The 17,476-nt window shown below is 60.2% G+C and carries 21 protein-coding genes and 1 riboswitch; of the genes, 20 read left to right on the top strand and 1 reads right to left on the bottom strand.

The features are described 5' to 3' along the window. Positions 1 to 17: 17 nt before the first annotated feature. The 19 genes from BMZ32_RS11025 (at position 18) to BMZ32_RS10940 (ending at position 15,334) form a co-directional block, all read left to right on the top strand. Complete coding sequence (locus tag BMZ32_RS11025; RefSeq protein WP_090242012.1) at positions 18 to 689, top strand: DNA-3-methyladenine glycosylase I; 672 nt, start codon at positions 18 to 20, stop codon at positions 687 to 689. 14 nt (positions 690 to 703) lie between these two features. Continuing rightward, complete coding sequence (locus BMZ32_RS11020; protein ID WP_090242011.1) at positions 704 to 1,462, top strand: NAD-dependent deacylase; 759 nt, start codon at positions 704 to 706, stop codon at positions 1,460 to 1,462. 76 nt (positions 1,463 to 1,538) lie between these two features. Beyond that, a complete protein-coding gene (locus BMZ32_RS11015; protein WP_090242115.1) occupies positions 1,539 to 2,153 on the top strand; it encodes a C40 family peptidase in 615 nt (204 codons plus the stop codon). Positions 2,154 to 2,312: 159 nt separating this feature from the next. Further along, positions 2,313 to 2,837 carry a C40 family peptidase gene (locus BMZ32_RS11010; protein WP_090242010.1) on the top strand — a complete coding sequence of 175 codons (525 nt, stop codon included), beginning with the start codon at positions 2,313 to 2,315 and terminating at the stop codon, positions 2,835 to 2,837. Positions 2,838 to 2,870: 33 nt separating this feature from the next. After that, the gene (locus tag BMZ32_RS11005; protein ID WP_090242009.1) at positions 2,871 to 3,533 is read left to right on the top strand and encodes an O-methyltransferase; all 663 of its coding nucleotides are present in this window, start codon (positions 2,871 to 2,873) and stop codon (positions 3,531 to 3,533) included. Between the two features lie 15 nt (positions 3,534 to 3,548). Beyond that, positions 3,549 to 3,869, top strand: a complete 321-nt coding sequence (locus tag BMZ32_RS11000; RefSeq protein ID WP_090242008.1) for a hypothetical protein — start codon at positions 3,549 to 3,551, stop codon at positions 3,867 to 3,869. 70 nt (positions 3,870 to 3,939) lie between these two features. Beyond that, positions 3,940 to 4,168: riboswitch (cobalamin riboswitch) on the top strand. Positions 4,169 to 4,354: 186 nt separating this feature from the next. Beyond that, complete coding sequence (cobO, locus tag BMZ32_RS10995; protein WP_090242007.1) at positions 4,355 to 4,966, top strand: cob(I)yrinic acid a,c-diamide adenosyltransferase; 612 nt, start codon at positions 4,355 to 4,357, stop codon at positions 4,964 to 4,966. Then, a complete protein-coding gene (locus BMZ32_RS10990) occupies positions 4,966 to 6,279 on the top strand; it encodes a cobyrinic acid a,c-diamide synthase CobB (RefSeq protein WP_090242006.1) in 1,314 nt (437 codons plus the stop codon). Before cobO ends, BMZ32_RS10990 begins: the two co-directional genes overlap by 1 nt. Further along, positions 6,276 to 6,923 carry a 5,6-dimethylbenzimidazole synthase gene (bluB, locus tag BMZ32_RS10985; RefSeq protein WP_090242005.1) on the top strand — a complete coding sequence of 216 codons (648 nt, stop codon included), beginning with the start codon at positions 6,276 to 6,278 and terminating at the stop codon, positions 6,921 to 6,923. The genes BMZ32_RS10990 and bluB overlap by 4 nt, the downstream gene beginning before the upstream one ends. After that, positions 6,920 to 7,828: an adenosylcobinamide-phosphate synthase CbiB gene (cbiB, locus tag BMZ32_RS10980; RefSeq protein WP_090242004.1), complete on the top strand. Its 909-nt coding sequence runs from the start codon at positions 6,920 to 6,922 to the stop codon at positions 7,826 to 7,828. Before bluB ends, cbiB begins: the two co-directional genes overlap by 4 nt. Continuing rightward, complete coding sequence (gene cobD, locus BMZ32_RS10975; protein ID WP_090242003.1) at positions 7,821 to 8,822, top strand: threonine-phosphate decarboxylase CobD; 1,002 nt, start codon at positions 7,821 to 7,823, stop codon at positions 8,820 to 8,822. Before cbiB ends, cobD begins: the two co-directional genes overlap by 8 nt. Further along, positions 8,822 to 10,258, top strand: coding sequence for a cobyric acid synthase (locus BMZ32_RS10970; protein WP_167376749.1), 1,437 nt, complete (start codon positions 8,822 to 8,824; stop codon positions 10,256 to 10,258). Before cobD ends, BMZ32_RS10970 begins: the two co-directional genes overlap by 1 nt. A 100-nt stretch (positions 10,259 to 10,358) precedes the next feature. Then, positions 10,359 to 10,880, top strand: a complete 522-nt coding sequence (gene cobU / locus BMZ32_RS10965) for a bifunctional adenosylcobinamide kinase/adenosylcobinamide-phosphate guanylyltransferase (protein WP_090242002.1) — start codon at positions 10,359 to 10,361, stop codon at positions 10,878 to 10,880. Beyond that, the gene (gene cobT / locus BMZ32_RS10960) at positions 10,877 to 11,932 is read left to right on the top strand and encodes a nicotinate-nucleotide--dimethylbenzimidazole phosphoribosyltransferase (RefSeq protein WP_090242001.1); all 1,056 of its coding nucleotides are present in this window, start codon (positions 10,877 to 10,879) and stop codon (positions 11,930 to 11,932) included. The genes cobU and cobT overlap by 4 nt, the downstream gene beginning before the upstream one ends. Then, on the top strand, positions 11,929 to 12,504 hold the full coding sequence (gene cobC / locus BMZ32_RS10955) for an alpha-ribazole phosphatase family protein (RefSeq protein WP_090242000.1): 576 nt from the start codon (positions 11,929 to 11,931) through the stop codon (positions 12,502 to 12,504). The genes cobT and cobC overlap by 4 nt, the downstream gene beginning before the upstream one ends. Next, positions 12,501 to 13,226, top strand: a complete 726-nt coding sequence (locus BMZ32_RS10950; protein ID WP_090241999.1) for an adenosylcobinamide-GDP ribazoletransferase — start codon at positions 12,501 to 12,503, stop codon at positions 13,224 to 13,226. Before cobC ends, BMZ32_RS10950 begins: the two co-directional genes overlap by 4 nt. A gap of 182 nt (positions 13,227 to 13,408) precedes the next feature. Then, positions 13,409 to 14,617: an MFS transporter gene (locus BMZ32_RS10945; protein ID WP_090241998.1), complete on the top strand. Its 1,209-nt coding sequence runs from the start codon at positions 13,409 to 13,411 to the stop codon at positions 14,615 to 14,617. Next, the gene (locus BMZ32_RS19640) at positions 14,614 to 14,739 is read left to right on the top strand and encodes a hypothetical protein (RefSeq protein ID WP_279626727.1); all 126 of its coding nucleotides are present in this window, start codon (positions 14,614 to 14,616) and stop codon (positions 14,737 to 14,739) included. The genes BMZ32_RS10945 and BMZ32_RS19640 overlap by 4 nt, the downstream gene beginning before the upstream one ends. A gap of 43 nt (positions 14,740 to 14,782) precedes the next feature. Further along, a complete protein-coding gene (locus BMZ32_RS10940) occupies positions 14,783 to 15,334 on the top strand; it encodes a glutathione peroxidase (RefSeq protein WP_090241997.1) in 552 nt (183 codons plus the stop codon). Positions 15,335 to 15,417: 83 nt separating this feature from the next. On the opposite strand, the gene BMZ32_RS10935 is transcribed toward BMZ32_RS10940, so the two are convergent. After that, the gene (locus BMZ32_RS10935) at positions 15,418 to 16,557 is read right to left on the bottom strand and encodes an alkane 1-monooxygenase (RefSeq protein WP_090241996.1); all 1,140 of its coding nucleotides are present in this window, start codon (positions 16,555 to 16,557) and stop codon (positions 15,418 to 15,420) included. A 247-nt stretch (positions 16,558 to 16,804) separates the two neighbouring features. Between BMZ32_RS10935 and BMZ32_RS10930 the strand changes: the two genes are divergently transcribed. Further along, complete coding sequence (locus tag BMZ32_RS10930) at positions 16,805 to 17,464, top strand: GntR family transcriptional regulator (RefSeq protein WP_090241995.1); 660 nt, start codon at positions 16,805 to 16,807, stop codon at positions 17,462 to 17,464. Positions 17,465 to 17,476: the final 12 nt, after the last annotated feature.

Here is a 17,476-nt window from a genome sequence, read left to right as displayed (position 1 = left end):
TGTACAAGGATTGCCCGATGCGTGATTACAAATGGCTGCATGAATACTGTTTGAACCGCTTTGGCTCGGTCGCGGCACTGGAATCGATGCTGCCACAGCCGCGCAGCGCCCACGAGTTGCGCGCGATTAGCGATGATCGCTACCTGTCTGTTATCAGCCTGCGGATCTTTCGTGCTGGGCTTAGGCACAGTTTGGTGGACTCGAAATGGCCGGCCTTTGAACAGGTGTTCTTCGGTTTCGATCCAGAGAAAGTGGTGTTGATGGGCGCTGAACGTCTGGAAAATCTGATGCAGGATACGCGCATCATTCGTCATTTGGGCAAACTCAAAAGCGTGCCGCGCAATGCCCAGTTCGTCCTCGATGTGCGGCAGGAAAAGGGCAGTTTCGGTGCGCTGATCGCCGACTGGCCAGTGAGCGATATCGTTGGGCTGTGGAAGTACCTGGCCAAGCACGGCAGCCAGCTCGGCGGGCTGTCGGCACCGCGCTTTCTGCGCATGATCGGTAAGGATACGTTCGTACCCAGCGATGATCTGGTGGCGGCATTAAAAGCGCAGAAGATTATCGATAAGGTGCCGACCAGTTTGAAAGAGCGCGCGGCTGTGCAGGCGGCTTTTAATAAGTGGAGTGAGCAGAGCGGGCGCCCCCTGTGTCAGCTGTCGATGATGCTGGCGTATACCGTCAACCATTGAGGTTGGAAACGCTAATGGAGCAAGCCATCAGGCGCGTCGCCGAGCAGCTCAAACAGGCTGAGCGGATCTTGCTGATTACTGGCGCTGGCTTGTCTGCCGACTCCGGTTTGCCGACTTACCGAGGGCTGGGTGGGCTGTATAACGGTCACACCGCTGAGGGTTTGCCGATTGAGGTCGCGCTCTCAGGGTCCATGCTGCAACGCGATCCAGCGCTGTGCTGGAAGTACCTGGCGGAACTGGGCAAGGCATGCTTGGGCGCTCAGGCTAATGCTGGGCATTACGCGATCGCTGAACTACAGCGCATAAAACCGCATTGTTGGCTGCTGACGCAGAATATTGATGGGTATCACCGCGCGGCAGGTAGCCCGATGGAAAGGGTGATCGAGATTCACGGCGAGCTGGCTCCGCTGTATTGCCAGTCTTGCGGGGCGGTCGATACGGAGCTGGCCGCGCATTTGCAGCGGCCGTTACCGCCCAAATGCTGGCAGTGCGCCGGAATACTGCGTCCGCCCGTGGTGTTGTTTGAAGAAATGCTCCCGGAGCAGGCCATCGACACGCTTTACGCCGAGTTGGGCAAAGGTTTTGGCGTGGTGATCAGTATCGGCACCAGCGCCAGCTTTCCCTATATCGTCGAGCCACTGCTGCGCACGCGGCAAAATGGTGGCTTCACCGCAGACATCAACCCGCAGCGTACCGAACTGAGTGACAGGGTGGATGTTCATTTGCCTGGGCGTGCCTTAGATGTTTTGCCGGAACTACTGAGTCACATTTAGAGCCATAGAATTTGCAAATGGACCTCATAGTAGGCATAGTCACACCCTTGTGAAATTCACCGACACGGTCGTGCCCATGCTCCAACGCCTCGCACCCCTCGTGCCTCTCGCACTTACTCTGGTCCTGGCCGCCTGCGCCAACCATGCTCCGCAACCGCAGTTGAGCACTCAATCCAGTGTGTTCTCCTCGACAGACCTTGCCGAGTTTGATGAACAAGCCAAAGAAGCCGCACTTGGCGATTTCACCGAAGAAAAAGCCTACAGGCTACCGCAACTGGCTGACGGCATTCTGTCTCATGGCCTCTCGTTAGTGGGTACGCGCTATCGCTTTGGTGGCGGCTCGGTAAGTTCCGGCTTCGATTGCAGCGGTTTTATCGGTTATCTGTTTAAAGAAGAAGCGGGCCTGAAGTTGCCGCGCTCGACCCGCGACATGATCAATATCGACGCGCCATTGGTGGAGCGTGATGATCTCAAACCGGGCGATCTGCTGTTCTTTAGCACCAACGGCGGTGGCCGCGTCAGCCATGCCGGCATCTACATGGGCGATGATCAATTCATCCATTCTTCCAGTAGCCGCAGCGGCGGTGTGCGGGTAGATAGCCTGGATGATCGCTACTGGAAGCGCACCTTTATCGAGGCCAAGCGTGCCCTGGCGCTGGCGCCAACTGAGTCGGTTGTGCGCAACCCTTGAGTCCTGCGTGCAGCGGTCGCAATGTAAAGGCGTTGTAGTCAATCATACCCTCTGACGCATCTCGATAGATTTCAACAACCTGCCAAGCAAAGCTAAAGCTTGCACTAGAATGTGCAAGCCGGCAGAGTAGGTTGCATCCCGGCTCAGGATCGTCTGTCCATGACCGCTCTCTCCCGTATCAGCTTGATTGTGCTGGCCGCGCTGCTCAGTGGCTGCGCGAGCCAAGCCCCCGCACCAAGCCCGCAATCCACTGTTTATCAAACTGTCGGCAGCTTTAACGGCAATGCCGATGATGTGTTAATCCGTGCGCTGGGATTGGTGGGCACGCCCTATCGTTATGGCGGTAACACCCCGGAAGGCGGCTTCGATTGCAGCGGCTTGATCGGCTTTGTTTACCGCGATGCCGCCGGCATTAAGCTGCCGCGCTCAACCCGTGAGCTGATCAGCATGCGCGCCCCGGGTATTGGGCGCGATGCGCTGCAAAGCGGTGATCTGGTGTTTTTTGCCACCAATGGCGGCAGTCAGGTCAGCCATGCGGGCATTTACGTCGGTAATGGCCGGTTTGTGCATGCGCCTTCCAGTGGTGGCACCGTGCGCCTGGACAGCCTGAGCAATACCTACTGGCAGCGCACCTACCTAAATGCCAAGCGCGTATTCACCCCAGAGCTGGCGGGTAACCCTTGACGTCCAGCGCTAGGTATTTGTAGAGGGGCTTGTATGACCACTCAAACGCTCAATCTCGATGCCAATCTGTACCAGTACCTGCTGAATGTCTCCCTGCGTGAAACCCCACTGCTCAAGCGTCTGCGCGAAGAAACCGCTCTGCTGACTCACTCACGCTGGCAGATCGCCCCCGAGCAGGGCCAGTTTATGGCGTTGCTGGTGCAGCTGACCGGCGCGCGGCGGATTGTCGAAGTCGGTACCTTTACCGGTTACAGCGCCATCTGCATGGCTCAGGCCATGTTGGACGATGGGCGCTTGATTAGTTGCGAAATTCCCGGCGATTACAACGCCACTGCCGAACGTTACTGGCATGAGGCGGGGTTGAGTGAGCGTATTGAACAGCGGCTGGCCCCGGCGCTGCAAACCCTGGCGGCGCTGGAGGCTGAAGGCCTGGCGGGCTGTATTGACTTGCTGTTTATCGATGCTGATAAAACTAACTACCCAGCCTACTTCGAGCAGGCTCTGCGCCTGGTGCGCCAAGGCGGACTGATCCTGTTCGATAACACTCTGTGGAGTGGTCGAGTGCTTGAGGAGAGCCCTGAGAGCGCTGACACCCGTGCGATTCAGGCACTCAACCTGGCGCTACGTGATGACCCACGCATCGACCTGTCCTTGCTGCCGCTCGGCGATGGCCTGAGCCTGTGTCGTAAGCGCTGAGCCTGCGTTGCCTGTATGCCCGAACCGATTCGCCTGCCCGAACAACCTGATGCCTGCCAGCTCTGCGCCCGTGCAGCGACACTGACGCGCCATCACCTGATCCCCAAAGCACTGCACAACAAGGTCTACGTGCAAAAGCGCTTCGGCAAAAGTGAGCGCATCAGCGCCACGCTATGGGTCTGCCGTGCCTGCCATAACCAGATCCACCGGCTGTTCAGCGAGAAAGAGCTGGCGCTGACCTACAACAATCGTGACAGCCTGTTGAGTGATGAGCGCCTGCGTACCTTCGTCGACTGGCTGGCGAGCAAGCCCGCGGGTTTTATGCCCAGGCATTGAGCCTGCTCCAATGTGCATATTACGATGCGTCCAGGCGCATTCGTTTGACGCTTAATCGCGAACTCTCTACCCTTCGCGCCTTGTAACAGGTGCCCCCGACGCTATGCGTCTGCGGGGTGAAACAGGGAAGTCGGTGCGTTGTGCGTTCTTCGCCAGCCATTCCGACGCTGCCCCCGCAACGGTAGGCGAGTCAACAATCGCATTCCGCCACTGTGTCTACGGGCATGGGAAGGCGCGATTGGGGGAACCTAGAGGTTCCACTCGCAAGCCCGGAGACCGGCCTGTTGCAGTCCACGGCATCGCGGAGGGCGTTGTCTGGCGTGTGGCTTGCGCTGTGCGTGGGCCCGCGCTTTGTCTCTCTCCGCCTGCTTTTTCAGCCAGATCGCCCTGTGGCGGTGGCGCAACGCGTTGCTTATCCCTCGCGTTTGCCTGCCGTTGAGCCAGCGGATGTTGTCTGGCTGTCCGATTTTCAGCGAGTGTGAGTGATGACAGAATCGATTGAGCGTGATGCCCGACACCAGGCGCGCATGGCCCGCAAAAAAGCTCTGATCGATGAAAAGATTGCCCAGGCTCAGGATGAATACGGCCTGCTGTTGGTGCACAGCGGCAACGGCAAAGGTAAGAGCAGCAGCGCCTTTGGCATGGTCGCGCGCGCCTTGGGCCACGGCCTCAAAGTTGGCGTGGTGCAATTTATCAAGGGTGCGGCCAGCACCGGTGAAGAGGCGTTCTTTCGGCGTTTTCCCGAGGAAGTCAGCTACCACGTGATGGGTGAGGGCTTTACCTGGGAGACCCAGGATCGCCAGCGTGATATCGACAAGGCTTGCGAGGCCTGGGCGGTGGCGGCGCAGCTGCTAAATGACCCAGCGGTTGGCCTGGTGGTGCTGGATGAACTGAATATCGCGCTGAAATACGGCTACCTGGAACTCGACGCGGTGCTCGCTGATATCGAAGCGCGGCCGTTGTTACAGCATGTGGTGGTGACTGGGCGTGGCGCACTGCCGGGGATGATTGAGGCGGCGGATACCGTCACCGAGATGAGCCTGGTCAAGCATGCGTTCAAAGCTGGCGTGAAGGCCCAGAAGGGAGTGGAGTTTTAATGAGCGACTCCAGCGCCCGTCAGTGCCCGGCACTCTTGATCGCCGCGCCGGCCTCTGGCCAGGGTAAGACCACGGTGACTGCAGCCTTGGCGCGCCTGCATACACGTCAAGGCAAACGCGTGCGGGTGTTCAAGTGCGGCCCGGATTTTCTCGACCCGATGATCCTGGCTCGCGCCAGTAGCGCGCCGGTGTATCAGCTCGACCTGTGGATGGTCGGTGCAGCGGAGAGCCGTCGGTTGCTCTGGGAAGCGGCGGGTGAGGCCGATCTGATTCTGATCGAAGGGGTGATGGGCTTGTTCGATGGCACGCCGTCGGCGGCCGACCTGGCGCGGCACTTCGGCGTACCGGTGCTGGCGGTGATCGATGGCTCAGCCATGGCGCAGACCTTTGGCGCCATGGCCCATGGCCTGGCAACCTTCCAGCCTGATCTGCCGTTCTCCGGCGTGCTCGGCAACCGTGTCGGCAGTACGCGGCACGGCGAAATTCTGCGCGATGCGCTGCCGGCCTCGATCCGTTGGTACGGTGCATTGCCGCGCAGCGCCGAAGTCGGTTTGCCGAGCCGGCATCTGGGCTTGGTGCAGGCGGGCGAATTACTCGATTTGGATGCACGCCTGGACGCCGCCGCCGATGCCTTGGCGGCGAGTGCCGATACCGAGCTGCCGCCGCCTGTCAGTTTCGCCGCACCCGAGCCGGCAAGACCTGCGCCCTTGCTCAAGGGCGTGAGGATTGGTGTGGCGCGTGACAGCGCCTTTGCCTTTCTCTACCAGGCCAACCTCGATCTTTTGCGCGAACTGGGTGCCGAGCTTAAGTTCTTCTCGCCGCTGACGGATGCGCAGTTGCCTGAGGTCGACAGCCTCTATCTGCCCGGCGGTTACCCGGAATTGCATCTGCAGCGGCTTGAGGCCAACCAGGCGATAGCCCAAGCCATTCGCGCACACCATGCGGCCGGTAAGCCGATCCACGCCGAGTGCGGCGGCATGCTTTACCTGCTCGACAAACTGACCGACAAACAGGGCGCGAGCGGGCAGATGCTCGGTTTGTTAAGTGGTGAGGCGACGCTGCAACCACGCATGACCGCCATGGCCTTGCAGCAAACCTATCTGCCGGAAGGCCTGCTGCGCGGGCACAGCTTCCACTACTCGGCGTTGACCAGCGAGCTGCAACCGCTAACCCGCGGCGAGTGCCCTAACTACAAACGCACCGCCGAGGCGGTCTATCGTCAGGGCCGGCTGACGGCGTCCTATATCCACTTCTATCTGCCGTCCGACCCGGCTGCAGCGGCAGCATTGTTTAGTCCTGGAGCGCCAGCATGAGTGAGCACGCCTTCAGCCCAGAGGAACGCGCAGCTGTCTACCGCGCCATTGCCGAGCGCCGTGATATGCGCCATTTCAGCGGCGGTGAAGTGGCCCCTGAGCTGCTCGCGCGTTTGCTCGAGGCCGCGCACCAGGCGCCCAGCGTCGGCTTAATGCAGCCCTGGCGGTTTATCCGCATCACCCTGCCGGTGCTACGTGAATCGATTCACGGCCTGGTAGAAGAGGAGCGGGTGCGCACGGCCGACGCATTGGGCGAGCGCAGCGATGAGTTTATGCGGCTCAAGGTCGAGGGTATTCGCGACTGTGCGGAGCTGCTGGTGGTGGCGCTGATGGACGGCCGCGAGGCCCACGTATTTGGTCGTCGCACCTTGCCCGAAATGGACCAGACCTCCTTGGCCTGCGCGATCCAGAATCTTTGGCTGGCTGCGCGCGCTGAAGGTTTAGGCATGGGCTGGGTCTCGCTATTCGAACCCCAAGCTCTGGCCGATCTGCTTGGTATGCCAGCGGGCAGTAAGCCGCTGGCAGTGTTGTGCCTGGGCCCGGTAGACGCGTTCTATGACGCACCGATGCTGGCTCAGCAAGGTTGGGCGACGCCGCGGCCGCTGAATGAGCTGTTGTTTGAGAACCACTGGGGCACGCCATGAGCGTGGTGCTTAGCACCTGCGCGGGGGTCGCCCTGGACGCGGTTTTTGGCGAATCGAAGGGCTGGCATCCGCTGGTAGCTTTTGGCCGCTTGGCTGAGCGCATCGAACAACGCTTTAACCCTGCTGGGGGTGGTTGGCGCAGTCACGGCGTCAGCGCCTGGTGCCTGGCGGTGTTGCCGCTGACTCTGCTGGCTTGGCTGCTGAGTCAGATCAGCGGTATCGGTTGGGCGCTGGAGATTATTGCGCTGTACGTCGCGCTGGGCCTGAAAAGTCTGGGCGAGCATGCCCGGCCAGTGGCGCAGGCGCTGCGCCTTGGTGATCTGCGCCTGGCGCGTGAGCGCGTTGGTTATATGGTGAGTCGTAATACCTCCGCGCTGGATGCAACTGGCGTAGCCCGCGCGGGCACCGAATCGGTGCTGGAAAATGGCAGCGACGCGGTATTCGCCGCGCTGTTCTGGTTTGTGATTGCCGGCGCGCCGGGTGTGGTGCTGTATCGCCTGAGCAATACCCTGGACGCTATGTGGGGCTATCGCAACGAGCGTTTCGAGCGTTTCGGCTGGGCCGCGGCGAAGATCGACGATGGGCTCAATTACCTGCCGGCGCGTCTGGTCGCGTTGACCTATGCGTTGCTCGGGCGTACCGCTTTAGCGCTGCGCTGCTGGCGCACCCAAGCGCCGCAGTGGGACAGCCCGAATGCCGGTCCGGTGATGGCGGCCGGGGCCGGGGCGCTGGGTGTCAGCCTGGGTGGCGCGGCGGAATATCACGGCGAGCTGCATGTGCGCCCTGACTTGGGCGCAGGCCCAGCGCCCAAGTCGCGTGATATCGAACGCGCCCTTAACCTGGTCAATGGCGGTGTGTTGCTATGGCTGGCGCTGCTGCTGGTGTGGGGGGCTATTTATGCTTGAGCATGGCGGCCGTTTGCGTGAGGCCTCAAAGCGCTATGGTATTGCTCTGGCGGATTGGCTGGACCTGTCCACCGGCATCGCGCCCTATGCTTGGCCGCTGCCGTCGATTCCTGTCAGCGCCTGGGCGCGCTTACCCGAGCCGCAGGACGAACTGGAGATTGCGGCCCGTGATTACTACGGCGTGAGCAACCTGCTGCCGGTGGCGGGTTCCCAGGCCGCGATTCAGGCGCTGCCGCGGCTGCTACGCAATGCCACGGTCGGCATTGTTTCGCCGGCCTACGCCGAGCACGCTGCGGCCTGGCAGCGTGAAGGGCATCAGCTGCTGGAAATCAGCGAGGGCGCTATCGAGGGCGCGCTGGCCCGCCTGGATGTGTTGCTGTTGGTCAATCCAAATAACCCCACGGGTCGCCGTTTCGAACCTCAGCAACTGCTGGACTGGCAGGCGCGTTTAGCCGAGCGTGGCGGTTGGCTGGTGGTCGATGAGGCTTTTATTGATTGCACTCCCGCATACAGCCTTGCGGCTTTTAGCCAGCGTCCGGGGCTGATCGTGCTGCGCTCATTCGGCAAGTTTTTTGGCCTGGCGGGGATTCGCCTGGGCTTTGTGCTCGCCCAGCCAAGCGTATTGCAGCAGTTGGCTGAACTGCTCGGGCCTTGGACGATCAGTGGGCCGAGTAGGGTGGTGGCAACTGCGCTGCTGCAAGATCAAGCCGCGCAGCGCCAGCAACGTGAGCGTTTGCTCGCCGATGGCGAGCGGCTGGCCACACTGCTCAGCGCTCAAGGGCTGGCACCAACCGCCGGCTGCGCGCTGTTTCAGTTTTGCTGCACGCCGCAGGCGCCCGAGTGGCATGCGTTTCTCGCCGCCCGCGGCATTCTCACGCGCCTGTTTACCAGTCCGCTCAGCCTGCGCTTTGGCCTGCCGCCTGATGAATCTGGTTGGCAGCGTCTGCAGCAGGCACTTGCCGCCTTTACTGGAGAACGCACATTACAACTTTGATGGTGCAGGGCACCACCTCCGATGCGGGCAAGAGCACCCTGGTGACCGCGCTGTGCCGCTGGCTTAAACGCCAGGGCGTGGCGGTGGTGCCGTTTAAGCCGCAGAACATGGCGCTGAACAGTGCGGTGACCGCTGACGGTGGTGAAATCGGCCGCGCTCAAGCCGTGCAGGCCCAGGCGGCTGGTCTGACGCCGCATACCGATATGAACCCGGTGCTGCTCAAGCCCAATAGCGACATCGGTGCGCAGGTGATTATTCACGGTCGCGCCCTGAGCAGCATGGATGCCGTGGCTTATCACGATTACAAAAAGGTGGCAATGCAGGCGGTGCTGCAGTCACACCAACGCTTGAGCGCCGCTTATCCGGTGGTGATGGTGGAGGGCGCCGGCTCGCCGGCCGAGATCAACCTGCGCGCCGGTGATATTGCCAATATGGGCTTTGCCGAGGCGGTGGATTGCCCGGTGATCCTGATTGCCGATATCGACAAGGGCGGGGTATTTGCCCATCTGGTTGGCACCCTGGCATTGCTCTCGGAGAGCGAGCAGGCACGAGTGCAGGGGTTCGTGATTAATCGCTTTCGCGGTGATATCGCGTTGTTGCAACCGGGCCTGGACTGGTTGGAGCAGCGCACCGGTAAGCCGGTACTTGGGGTATTGCCCTACCTGATGGATTTCCACCTGGAAGCCGAAGACGCTATCGATATTCGCCAGAGCGCCAAGGCGGCCGAGGTGCTCAAAGTGGTGATACCGGTGTTGCCGCGCATCAGCAACCACACCGATTTCGACCCGTTGCGCCTGCATCCTCAGGTTGAACTGACCTTTGTCGGCCCCGGCCAGGCGATTCCCGCCGCCGACCTTATCATCCTGCCCGGCTCGAAAAGTGTGCGCGCCGATCTGGCGTTTCTGCGTGAGCAGGGCTGGCCGGCGGCTATCAACAAACACCTGCGTTATGGCGGCAAGCTGCTCGGCATTTGTGGCGGCTTACAGATGCTCGGTATGCAGATCGACGATCCGCAGGGGCTGGAAGGTGCCGCAGGATCGAGCGCAGGGCTGGGCTTGCTGGATTTCAGCACGGTCTTGGAAGCCGAAAAACAGCTGCGTAATGTGCACGGTCAGCTGTGCCTGGAAGCTGCGCCGGTAAGCGGCTATGAAATTCATGCCGGGGTCAGCAACGGTGCGGGCTTGAATGCGGCCGTGCGCCTGGATGATGGTCGCGCCGATGGCGGCATGAGCGCCGATGGTCAGGTCTTGGGTACCTATCTGCATGGGTTGTTTGAGCGCACTGAAGCGTGCAGCGCGCTGTTGCGGTGGGCTGGGTTACGCGAGGTGCAACACGTGGACTACCACGCCTTGCGCGAGCGTGATATCGAGCGCCTGGCCGATCTGGTTGAGGCGCATCTGGATGTCGAGCGGCTGCGCCAGTTATGCGGGCTGTAAAGGTGTCGTAATTTGATGGTTTCGAGCGTTTCGCGGCTAAAGCGGATCGCCGCCCGGCCCCTCCAACGGTTAGGGTGCACTATTCAAAAAAAGGTGATCCATGCTTGAACTGATTTTGGGCGGTGCCCGCTCTGGCAAGAGTCGCTTGGCCGAGAAGCTGGCCCGCGAGTCTGGCTTTGGGGTGACCTACATCGCCACCAGTCAGGCGCTGGATGGCGAAATGAATGCACGTATTGAGCATCATCGCGAACGCCGCCCAGCCGCCTGGGGATTGGTGGAAGAGCCGCTGAACCTGGCGCGGGTGCTGCGTGAACAGGCGGGGGCAGATAAATGCTTACTGGTCGATTGCCTGACCCTGTGGCTGACGAATCTATTAATGCTGGATGACCCTGAGCGTCTGAGTGTCGAGCGCGATGAGCTGCTTGAGTGCCTGGCTGGTCTGCCTGGGCGGATTATTTTCGTTAGTAATGAAACGGGGATGGGTGTCGTGCCACTGGGTGAGCTGACCCGTCGCTATGTCGACGAAGCGGGCTGGCTGCATCAGGCCTTGGCCGAGCGCTGCGAGCGGGTGGTGTTTAGCGTGGCGGGTTTGCCGATGGTTTTGAAAGGACAAGCACTATGAGTGAGCAATGGTGGCAGCAAGGTTGTCAGGCCCTGGACATGACTGCGCGCAGCCAGGCGCAAGCGCGCCAGCAGCAACTGACCAAGCCTGCGGGCTCGCTCGGACAGCTGGAACAATTGGCCATTGCCCTGGCAGCCATGCAGGGCAGCCAGCGCCCGCAGGTTGAGCAGTTGTGGATCAGTATTTTTGCCGGCGATCACGGTGTGGTTGCCGAAGGTGTGTCGGCCTATCCCCAGGCCGTTACTGGGCAGATGTTGCGTAACTTTGTCAGCGGTGGCGCGGCGATCAGCGTGTTAGCCAAGCAGCTGGGGGCGACGCTTGAGGTGATCGACCTGGGTATTGCCGTGCCACTGGAGCCGCTGGCTGGCGTGCGCCATTTGCCGATTGGCCCAGGTACCGAGAATTTTGCGCATGCCTCGGCTATGACCGCTGATCAGTTACGCCTTGCCTTGGACGTTGGGCGGTCCAGCGTGCAACAGGCCCAAGAAGCAGGCAGCCAGCTGTTTATCGGCGGCGAGATGGGCATCGGCAACACCACCTCAGCCACGGCCATGGCCTGTGTGTTGCTGGAGTGCTCAGCGTTGGCGCTGGCCGGCCCGGGTACCGGCCTGGACAGTGCAGGTGTGGCGCGTAAAGCCGAGGTGATCGAAATTGCACTGGCGTTGCATCGTTCCTCGATTAGTGAGCCTTTTGAGATACTGCAACGCCTTGGCGGGTTCGAGATTGCGGCCCTCACGGGGGCTTATATCGCCTGTGCGCAGCAGGGCATCACTGCGCTGGTGGACGGTTTTATCTGCAGCGTCGCAGCCTTGTTAGCCGTTCGCCTGAACCCGGCTTGCCGTGATTGGCTGCTGTTTGCACATAGCGGGGCTGAGCCCGGCCACCAGCGGGTGCTGCAAGCGCTGCAGGCTGAGCCGTTGCTCGATCTTGGCCTGCGCTTGGGTGAGGGCAGTGGGGCGGCCCTGGCCGTGCCGCTGCTGCGACTGGCCTGCAGCCTGCACAACGATATGGCCACTTTTGCCGAGGCGGCAGTAGCCGATCGTCCGCTATGACGGTGTATCTGGAGTTACTGCGGCACGGTGAAACCGAACTGGGTGGCGGTCTGCGTGGCAGTCTGGATGATGCGCTGACCGCTACAGGGTGGGCGCAACTGCGCACGGCAATCGCCGACGGCAGTCGCTGGGATCGACTGATCAGCTCGCCTTTGCAGCGTTGCGCGCGGTTTGCCGAAGAGCTGGCGGCGCAACAGGGCGTGCCGCTGAGCCTGGAACCCGACCTGCAAGAGCTGCATTTTGGCGCATGGGAAGGCTGCAGCACCGCCGACTTGATGCAAACCAGCGCTGATGCATTGGGCCGCTTCTGGAGCGATCCCTATGCCTTCACTCCGCCTGAGGGGGAGCCGCTGCTGGCGTTTGAAGCACGCGTATTGAGCGCATTGCAGCGCTTGCAGGTACGTCATGCTGGCGAGCGTTTATTGCTGGTTACCCATGGCGGGGTGGTGCGCCTGTTGCTAGCGCGGGCGCGGGGCTTGCCGCGCAAAGATCTGCTGCAGGTGGTGGTGGGCCATGCCGAGCGTTTTCAACTGAGCTTGGATGAGCAAGGCGAACTGCGGGAGTTGGCATGACGCCTTGGTGGATTGCGCTGCAGTTTCTCACGCGCTTGCCGGTGACGTTGGCCGGCCTGCCGACAGCTGAGCAGAGTGGCCGCTCACTGCTGTTCTATCCGCTGGTGGGGCTGTTGATCGGCCTGTTGCTGCTCGCTGCTCAGCACCTACTGGCGGATGCAAACGTGTTGCTGCAGGCGGCGCTATTGCTGGCGCTGTGGGTCGGCATCAGCGGAGGTCTGCATCTCGATGGTCTGGCCGACAGCGCCGATGCCTGGGTCGGCGGCTTTGGTGATAAAGAGCGCACCCTGAGCATTATGAAAGACCCATCCAGCGGGCCGATTGCCGTGGTTGTGCTGGTTCTGCTGCTGTTGCTCAAATTTGCCGCGCTGGTGGCCTTGCTGGAGCACGACAACGGGCTGCTGGTGCTGTTGGTGCCGTGGCTGGCGCGCGCGCTGTTGCCACTGTTGTTTCTCACAACGTCCTATGTACGTGCGGGCGGATTGGGCCAAGCGTTGGCTGAGCATCTGCCGCGTCAGCAACTGCCTTGGATATTGGCTGCTCATGGCCTGGGCATGTTGCTGCTGGGCTGGCCTGCGGTGCTCGCCTTGTTGGTGGCCGGGGTGGTCTTCCTCTGGCTGCGCAGCGTGATGCTCAAGCGCCTGGGCGGTACTACAGGGGATACCGCCGGGGCGCTGCTAGAACTGGCCGAATGTGCGGTGCTGGTGGCCTTGGCGCTATGAGAGGCTCGGGCTTCGGTCCTTGAGCATTAATGCTGCCGAGAACCTGTATCAGCGTGAGTACGGGCTAGGGTTTTGTTCGTTAGCGCCGGTCGTGATTAGCCGATAGTCGGCTTGTCTGCAGCGTAGCCAAGGCTCAATCTAATGGGTCGCAATACATCTGAGGCAATCGCAAGGGAGTAAGCATGAAGACAATCGGGCGCGGCAGTATGTGGATACTGCTAGGCGCATCGCTGATTCTGGCATTGTCGCTGGGCATCCGTCATGGCTTTGGCCTGTTCTTGCCGCCGATGAGTGCCGAGTTCGGTTGGGGGCGCGAGGTGTTCGCCTTCGCCATCGCCCTGCAAAATCTTATCTGGGGGCTGACCCAACCCTTTACCGGCGCATTGGCCGACCGTTTCGGTGCCCGCAGTACGGTGATAGTGGGCGGTATTCTGTATGCCATTGGTTTGGTTTGTATGGGTCTGGCGGATTCGCCCATTAGCCTGTCATTGAGCGCGGGCCTGCTGATTGGTATGGGTTTGTCTGGCACCTCGTTCTCGGTGATTCTCGGTGCGGTCGGTCGCGCCGTGCCGATGGAGAAACGCAGCATGGCCATGGGTCTCGCGGCTGCGGCCGGCTCCTTTGGCCAGTTTGCTATGTTGCCCGGCACGCTGGGCTTAGTCAGCTGGCTGGGTTGGTCTGTGGCGTTGATGGCGTTGGGTTTGCTGGTTGCCTTGATCATTCCGCTGGCGGCAATGCTCAAGGACGCGCCATTGCCGCATACCGGTCAGGAGCAAACGTTAGGCGAGGCGCTGCGTGAGGCTTGCGGGCATTCAGGTTTCTGGCTGTTGGCGTTAGGTTTTTTTGTGTGCGGCTTTCAGGTGGTGTTTATTGGCGTACATCTGCCGGCTTATCTGGTCGATCAGCACCTGCCGGCGCTGGTCGGCACTACGGTACTAGCGCTGGTGGGCCTGTTTAATATCTTTGGTACTTACATTGCCGGCTTGCTGGGTGGGCGAATGTCCAAACCGCGCTTACTCAGCGCCCTGTATCTGGCCCGCGCGGTGGTGATTATGGCGTTCATCATGACCCCACTGACGGTCTGGAGCGCCTATGCCTTTGGTGTGTTTATGGGGCTGCTGTGGTTGTCGACGGTGCCGCTGACCAATGGCACCGTGGCCACGCTGTTCGGGGTGCGTAACCTGTCGATGCTCGGCGGTATTGTGTTTTTGTTCCACCAACTCGGTGCTTTTCTCGGTGGCTGGATGGGCGGCTATCTGTATGACCGTACTGGCAGTTATGATCTGGTTTGGCAGATCGCCATTCTTCTCAGTCTGCTGGCCGCAGCCTTGAACTGGCCAGTGCGTGAGCAGCCGGTGGCGCGCTTGCAACAACAAGAGGCGAATGCATGAACACTGAGTATGGCTTGAATACTGCGCTGGTAATGGCCGGGATGATGCTGCTGGGCTTAGCCTGGTGGGGTTGGCTGCAAAGTGGTTTGGCGTTTTTACAACTGGGCTTGGGTGTCTGCTAAGGCGCGTGATGCGAGTTCTGTCTACTGACTTAAGGTGGCTTCTATGTTGCGTTTTTCACTGCTTCTTATTGTCACGCTCAGCGCTTGGGTTAATGGCGCGCAGGCCGCTGAATGTCCGCAGCTGCTGCAAGGCGAGTTGCAAAAGCTGCGCAGCCAGGAACGCATCGATCTGTGTGCGACCTTCGCTGGTAAGCCTCTAGTGGTAGTTAATACCGCTAGCTTTTGCGGCTTTACTCCACAGTTCAAAGGTCTTGAAGCGCTTTATCAGCGGTACAAAGACCAAGGGCTGCAGGTGCTCGGCGTGCCCTCCGATGATTTTCGCCAGGAGGCCGACAGCAGCGAAGAGACCGCTAAGGTCTGCTACGTCAATTACGGTGTGACCTTTCCCATGAGCGAAACCCAGCGCGTCAGTGGTGCCAATGCGGTGCCGCTGTTCAAAGAACTGGCGGCGCAAAGCCAAGCGCCACGCTGGAATTTTTCCAAGTACGTTGTGGATGCCCAAGGCAAGGTTGTGGCTAGTTTCCCGAGCAGCGTCACCCCAGATGACCCGGCGCTGCTGGCGGCCGTCGAACAGGCTATTGCCTCACAGCGATGATTTAGGCCATGCCTGAATAGCTGTCATCGAGTGAGTAAGCTGCTTGCCGGTCGCCGCCACATATTCATTACAGCGTTAATGAATCAAGGATGCGTCAGTTGCGAATCACTCAGCTGATGCTCTTCGCCAGCGTAGTAGGCACGCACGCGTGGGTCCATCACTGCTCGCCACAGCGGCGGGAATAGTGCCAGTAACACCATGCCGGCGTATCCATTGGGCAACTGCGGGCTGTCATCGAAGTGGCGCAGCACTTGGTAGCGGCGTTTGGCATGAGCGTGGTGGTCTGAGTGACGCTGTAAATGGAACAGAAACAGGTTGGTGAGCAGGTAGTTGCTGTTCCATGAATGCGTTGGGTTAGTGCGCTCGTAACGGCCATTCTCCAGCTTGCGGCGGTGCAAGCCGTAATGCTCCACGTAGTTGACGATCTCCAATAGAGTGAACGCCACTGCAGATTGGGCAAGAAAGAACAGTGCCCCCAGCCAACCCAGAGTCAGGCTGAACGCGATTAGAAATAGCGCGCTGACTGCGTACCAGCCAATCAACTCGTTGCGCCAGTGCAGGGTGGGTAGATGTTTACGTTTCAGTCGTTCGGCTTCGAGCTTCCAGGCGTTGAGGAAGTTGTGCTTGTAAGCCTGCGGTAAAAAGGCATACAGGCTCTGGCCATAGCGCGCGGAGCTGGCATCTTCTGGGGTAGAGACATGCACATGGTGGCCGCGCACATGCTCGATTTTGAACCCGCCATAACACACTGCCGCGAGCAGCAAACCACCAGCGTTCTGCTCAAGTGATGGGTCTTTATGGATTAGCTCATGGGCAACGGTGATGCCAATCGAGCCGGTCACCGTACCCACAGAAAGCACCCAGCCCAACTGGCCGATCCAGCTCCAGGCGTCATGGCTAACAAATACCCAGCCGGCCCAAGCCATCATGCCGATTAGAGCGGGGACAGCGGCGAGGCTTAGTAGGCGGTAGTAGCCCTGCTGTTCCATTCGTGGCACCTGCACCGCTTCATCAGGGTTGGCCGGGTCACGGCCAACAATAAAGTCCAGCACAGGGATCACGCCAAACACCACCACGACCACTACCCATGGCCATGCGTTGCTGTATTGACTGTGCAATGAGGCGTAATAGCTCATGGGTATACCCAATACAGAGATCAACCAGAACCAGTAGCCGATGCTTTTGATGGCAAGCATCCAGTTGGAGGGCAGTCGTTCGAACATGGTGGCTCCGTGTTTTATGGATAGGCAAAGGCGCTGGTCTGATTGTAGGACAATAGTTCGAAAAAGCTAGTCTGGACAATCCCATCATTTGTGCTGAAAACAGCGCTAAGGCAGCCTTGAAACGCAATGCCCTGTGGTACACTCGCGCCCCGCGCTGCAGCGCCTAAGCCAAGCCTGGCGAGGGCTCAAGCTGATTTAAGCCAATCTTGTTTGCCCCTATTAGGTCAGATAGAGCCTAAGGATCACCATGACGTTCAAGGCACCGGATAGCCTCGCAGAGCAGATTGCCCAGCACCTGGCAGAACGCATCATTTGTGGTGAGCTGAAGGCGCGTGAGCGGATTCAGGAGCAGAAAGTCACCCAGGCACTGAATGTCAGTAGGGGTTCAGTGCGCGAGGCGCTGCTGATTCTTGAGCGTCGCCATCTGATCGTGATCCCGCCGCGCCGGGGGGCGCAGGTGGCCGAGCTCACGCCGCATAACGTCAAAAGCCTGTATGCCCTAGTTACAGAGCTATACATTCTGCTGGGCAATGCAGTGGCTGACAGCTGGCAGGTTGAGGCCGACTTGGCGCCGTTTTTGCTGATTCAGCAGCGCCTGCAGATCAGTATGCAGCGCGAGGACATCAACGGCTTTGTGCAAGGCAGCTTCGATATCATGCGCGCTGCGTTTCCGTTCTCCAACAATCCCTACCTGCAGGAAACCGTAGAGAACCTGCTGCCCGCCATCAGCCGTACTTATCACCTAGCGCTGGAACGGCGTAGAGGCGAAATGAGTCAGTTCCTCAATACCTTTGCGAGCTTGCTGCAGGCGATCATCGCCCGCGATCATCAGGCTATCAGGCAGGTATTGTTGGGTTACGGCGAGCACAATTGTCAGCTGGTACTGGCCGCACTGGCCGAGTCCTAAGGAAAGCGACTC

The organism is Pseudomonas guineae (genome assembly GCF_900113745.1).
In the GTDB taxonomy this organism is placed as follows: domain Bacteria; phylum Pseudomonadota; class Gammaproteobacteria; order Pseudomonadales; family Pseudomonadaceae; genus Aquipseudomonas; species Aquipseudomonas guineae.
This window is presented reverse-complemented; position numbering and strand designations above follow the sequence as displayed.

Coding starts and splice junctions, on each gene's coding strand:
- BMZ32_RS11025 (WP_090242012.1), top strand. CDS start 18: ATGCGTGATTACAAATGGCTGCATGAATACTGTTTGAACCGCTTTGGC.
- BMZ32_RS11020 (WP_090242011.1), top strand. CDS start 704: ATGGAGCAAGCCATCAGGCGCGTCGCCGAGCAGCTCAAACAGGCTGAG.
- BMZ32_RS11015 (WP_090242115.1), top strand. CDS start 1,539: ATGCTCCAACGCCTCGCACCCCTCGTGCCTCTCGCACTTACTCTGGTC.
- BMZ32_RS11010 (WP_090242010.1), top strand. CDS start 2,313: ATGACCGCTCTCTCCCGTATCAGCTTGATTGTGCTGGCCGCGCTGCTC.
- BMZ32_RS11005 (WP_090242009.1), top strand. CDS start 2,871: ATGACCACTCAAACGCTCAATCTCGATGCCAATCTGTACCAGTACCTG.
- BMZ32_RS11000 (WP_090242008.1), top strand. CDS start 3,549: ATGCCCGAACCGATTCGCCTGCCCGAACAACCTGATGCCTGCCAGCTC.
- cobO (WP_090242007.1), top strand. CDS start 4,355: ATGACAGAATCGATTGAGCGTGATGCCCGACACCAGGCGCGCATGGCC.
- BMZ32_RS10990 (WP_090242006.1), top strand. CDS start 4,966: ATGAGCGACTCCAGCGCCCGTCAGTGCCCGGCACTCTTGATCGCCGCG.
- bluB (WP_090242005.1), top strand. CDS start 6,276: ATGAGTGAGCACGCCTTCAGCCCAGAGGAACGCGCAGCTGTCTACCGC.
- cbiB (WP_090242004.1), top strand. CDS start 6,920: ATGAGCGTGGTGCTTAGCACCTGCGCGGGGGTCGCCCTGGACGCGGTT.
- cobD (WP_090242003.1), top strand. CDS start 7,821: ATGCTTGAGCATGGCGGCCGTTTGCGTGAGGCCTCAAAGCGCTATGGT.
- BMZ32_RS10970 (WP_167376749.1), top strand. CDS start 8,822: ATGGTGCAGGGCACCACCTCCGATGCGGGCAAGAGCACCCTGGTGACC.
- cobU (WP_090242002.1), top strand. CDS start 10,359: ATGCTTGAACTGATTTTGGGCGGTGCCCGCTCTGGCAAGAGTCGCTTG.
- cobT (WP_090242001.1), top strand. CDS start 10,877: ATGAGTGAGCAATGGTGGCAGCAAGGTTGTCAGGCCCTGGACATGACT.
- cobC (WP_090242000.1), top strand. CDS start 11,929: ATGACGGTGTATCTGGAGTTACTGCGGCACGGTGAAACCGAACTGGGT.
- BMZ32_RS10950 (WP_090241999.1), top strand. CDS start 12,501: ATGACGCCTTGGTGGATTGCGCTGCAGTTTCTCACGCGCTTGCCGGTG.
- BMZ32_RS10945 (WP_090241998.1), top strand. CDS start 13,409: ATGAAGACAATCGGGCGCGGCAGTATGTGGATACTGCTAGGCGCATCG.
- BMZ32_RS19640 (WP_279626727.1), top strand. CDS start 14,614: ATGAACACTGAGTATGGCTTGAATACTGCGCTGGTAATGGCCGGGATG.
- BMZ32_RS10940 (WP_090241997.1), top strand. CDS start 14,783: ATGTTGCGTTTTTCACTGCTTCTTATTGTCACGCTCAGCGCTTGGGTT.
- BMZ32_RS10935 (WP_090241996.1), bottom strand. CDS start 16,557: ATGTTCGAACGACTGCCCTCCAACTGGATGCTTGCCATCAAAAGCATC.
- BMZ32_RS10930 (WP_090241995.1), top strand. CDS start 16,805: ATGACGTTCAAGGCACCGGATAGCCTCGCAGAGCAGATTGCCCAGCAC.